Origin of the sequence: Mesorhizobium sp. M7A.F.Ca.ET.027.02.1.1 (assembly GCF_004022985.1) — a bacterium.
GTDB lineage: Bacteria > Pseudomonadota > Alphaproteobacteria > Rhizobiales > Rhizobiaceae > Mesorhizobium.
The window spans coordinates 1-3,354 of sequence record NZ_RZOL01000538.1 but is presented as its reverse complement, the minus strand read 5'-3'; the positions used below and the strand labels follow the sequence as shown (position 1 = coordinate 3,354).

At 63.6% G+C, this 3,354-nt stretch carries 3 protein-coding genes and 1 pseudogene; 3 read left to right on the top strand and 1 reads right to left on the bottom strand.

Translation table 11 applies throughout. The annotated features are described in order from the left end of the window. From EN749_RS32930 to EN749_RS32920, 3 genes and pseudogenes are all read left to right on the top strand, one after another. Nucleotides 1–953: DUF445 family protein (locus EN749_RS32930; protein WP_128364731.1), on the top strand; the 953-nt coding region annotated here is incomplete at its 5' end. A gap of 112 nt (nt 954–1,065) precedes the next feature. Beyond that, nucleotides 1,066–1,493, top strand: a pseudogene (locus EN749_RS32925) (phasin family protein). A 191-nt stretch (nt 1,494–1,684) separates the two neighbouring features. Continuing rightward, complete coding sequence (locus EN749_RS32920) at nt 1,685–2,182, top strand: MaoC family dehydratase (RefSeq protein WP_127267530.1); 498 nt, start codon at nt 1,685–1,687, stop codon at nt 2,180–2,182. Nucleotides 2,183–2,221: 39 nt separating this feature from the next. On the opposite strand, the gene EN749_RS32915 is transcribed toward EN749_RS32920, so the two are convergent. Beyond that, the coding region (locus EN749_RS32915; protein ID WP_128364730.1) for an MFS transporter at nt 2,222–3,354 on the bottom strand (1,133 nt) is incomplete at its 5' end.

The following is a 3,354-nucleotide window of genomic DNA, read 5'->3' as shown; positions in this document are numbered from 1 at the left end:
CGCCTGAACCGGTGCGCGAAAAGCTCGCCGAGGTGGATTTCTCGGCACTCGTCGCCGACTGGCTGGCCGATACGGAGCGCGCCGCCGGCCTGTCGCGCTTCGTCGTGCGGCTGGTGCCGCAGACGCTGGCCGCTGTCGAGCAATCCGGCCTGCGCGGCTTCGTCACCAGCCGCATGCTGGAACAGATCGAAAAGGTGCCGTTGGCGCCGCTGGCCGCCGAGCTGTTGTCAGCGCTTACCGACGACCGCCGCCACCAGAAACTGTTCGACGAGTTCACCAAGGTGATCGGCAGGTTCCTCAATGACGAAAAGGCGCTGGCGACGATGCGCGAAAAGATCCGCGAGGAACTGCCGTCGCTGTTCAACCTGTTCCGTGCCGACGCCTATCTCCTGAAGAAGATCGTCGCCTCGGCCGGCTCGCTTCTCGACGAGGTGAGGGCCGATCCCGACCACCCGATGCGCGCCGAATTCGACCGCTTCGCCCAAGGCTTCGTCGAGAAGCTGAGAACATCGAAGCAATACGCCAAACGGGCCGAGAAGCTGAAGCGCGACTTCCTGGCCCGGCCGGAGGTCAAGGGGTTGGCCGGCGAGATGTGGGCAAGCCTCAGCCAGTTCATCGAGCAGGACGCCAAGGCGCCGAATTCGGTTGTCCGCGCGCATCTTGCCAACATGTTCGTCGAGGTCGGTCGCCATCTTGCCGGGGATGCGCAGATCCGGGCCGACATGAACCAAGGGTTCGTGGTGGCTCTGGCGTCGTTCGTGGAGAGCCAGAAGGCCGGCGTGTCGACATTCATCGCCGACCAGGTCAAGCGCTGGGATCTTGCGCAGCTGACGCGGCTGATCGAGATGAACATCGGTCGGGACCTGCAGTATATCCGCTTCAACGGCATGATCATCGGCGGGCTCGCCGGTGTCGTGCTCTATGTGGCCGAGCGGCTGTTCCTCGTGAATTGATGCGCGACCAGACTGGCGCTCACTCCTCCGTGTCCGAATGGACTCACGGCATGCGAGTGCTATTCTCCCGCCGAGGGTGCCCGCATCATGCGGCAAAGGGGAGCAAACGAGCATGGCGAAACAACCGGAATCCGATCCCTCATGGACATGTTCGGCAGGTTCGGCCGCGACCTGAAGGTGCCCAATGTCGATGTCGAGGTGATCCTCGCCCATCACCGCAAGAACCTCGAAGCGCTGGAGAAATCGGCACGAGCCAGTGCCGCCGGCGCGACCTCGCTGTTGTCCAGGCAGCGCGAGATGCTGCAGGACACGCTGCGCGAGGTCACGGACATGGCGCAAAGCTACAGGGCGCCGGGCAATCCGCAGGAACTGATGACCAAACAGACGGAGTTTGCCAGAAAGTCTTTCGAAGTCGCATTGAAGAATGCGGGCGAAGTGGCTGAACTGGTCAAGAAATCCGGCGCCGAATCGGTCGACATCCTGCGCACGCGCATCAAGGAGGCGATGGAGGAAATCCGCGCCGGCTACGAGAAGAAGTAGCGGAAATGGCCGAGGCTGGCTCGTTGCTGCCGGCGGCCCCTGAAGCCTGGAAATCCCGATTTAGCCTGCGACTGCGCTCGCGGCGTGGCACGATTGCGGCCGAAACCGGCGGAACGGATTCGCGCCGAGCGAATTGACAGAGGCCGTCAGTTCGTGGTCCGGAGGCTTTGGAAGCGATCGGGAAACCAGGAATGAACGAAATACGGCCTAAAGCGCCGCCGACCTACGAGCAGTTGAGGATGATGGCCGGGCAGGAGCTTGGCGTATCGGAGTGGACGACGGTCGACCAGAACCGCATCGACCAGTTCGCCGAATGCACCGGCGACCACCAATGGATCCATGTCGACCCTGAAAGGGCGCGGCGGCAAAGCCCGTTCCGCACGACGATTGCGCATGGCTATCTGACGCTGTCGATCATCGGCGCACTGGCGCTCGGCATGGGCATCGTGCCCGAGAACACCCAGGCTGCCTTCAATTATGGCTTCGACAAGGTGCGCTTCCTGGCGCCGGTCAAGGTCGGCGCGCGCATCAGGCTGCGCATCACGCTGCTGTCCATGGAGGACAGGGGTCCCGGCCAGTATCTCATGAAGGCAGCCAATACGGTCGAGATCGAAGGCGAGGAAAAGCCTGCCTTGACGGCTGAAACGCTGGTCATGCTCTATGAACGCCGCAAGCGGGCAGGCGCCTGAGCCTGTTTGGGAATTCTACTCTCTGAGCGGTGTGGCGCGTCACGAACCCCTGGATTCCGTGCGGCCTGCGGCGCGGGCAGAGAGCAGCGCGAGGACCAGCGCGATCAGCGCCAGCACTGTCGCCGTCTGAAATGTGACCTGCATCCCCCGGGCGGCCTCGGAACTCAGAAGACCAATGCTTTGGTGCTTCTCGGCCGATGCGACGGCGAATATGGCACCCATCAACGAGGCGCCGGTGATCAGCCCGAGATTGCGCGAAAGGTTGAGCAGGCCGGAGACGACGCCGCGCTGGCCGGCACTGATGCCGGCCATGACGGCTGCATTGTTGGATGTCTGGAACAGCGCGTAGCCGATGCAGGTGACGGTGATCGGAACGACATAGCCGGCAATGCCGAGCGTCACCATGGCGAGCGACAGCAGGAACGTGCCTGTCGTGAGGCTGAGCAGGCCGGCGACCATCATCTTGTGGGCGCCGAAGCGATCGGTCAGGCGTCCGGCGACCAGCGCCGACAGGGCCGAGACAAGCGGCCCGGTCGACAGCACGAGGCCGACCATTGCGGCATCGAGCCCAAGTCCGCGTGACAGGTAGAATGGAGCCACCACGAGGGTCGCCATCATTACCGTCGCGACAACGAGGCTCATGGCGAGACTGGCGCTCAGCTGGTAGTCACGGAAGCTTGCAAGCTGGATCAAGGGGTTTTTCACACTCGCCTGCGCGGCGGCGAAAAGAAAAACACCGATGCCGGCAGCGACCAGCAGGCCGACGTTGAGCAGTCCGAAATTGCCTCTGCCAAGCGTCATGGCCAGTGCATAGGCGGCCAGCGTCAAGGCCAGCAGGGCAGTGCCCATGACATCGAACGTGCCTCGGTCGGCCTGCGCTGTCTTGCTGCGCGTCGGCAAGGCACGCCAGGCGAGAGCGAAGGTGAGCACACCCAGCGGGACATTGACGAGGAAGATCGCGCGCCAGCCAAAGCCGGCGATCAAAAGGCCGCCGAGCGAGGGGCCAAGTGTCGTGCCGATCGCGGACATGGCGCCGAGCAGACCCATGGCGCTGCCAATTCTGTCTTTGGTCACGGTTTCGGCGACAAAGGCCAGCGTCAGCGCCATCATCAGCGCCGCGCCAAGTCCCTGCACGGCGCGTGCGGCGATCAGCAGCCACAGTGTCGGCGCCA

What these genes read in the sequence shown, in the direction of transcription:
- EN749_RS32920 (WP_127267530.1), top strand. Translation starts at nt 1,685, where the DNA reads ATGAACGAAATACGGCCTAAAGCGCCGCCGACCTACGAGCAGTTGAGG.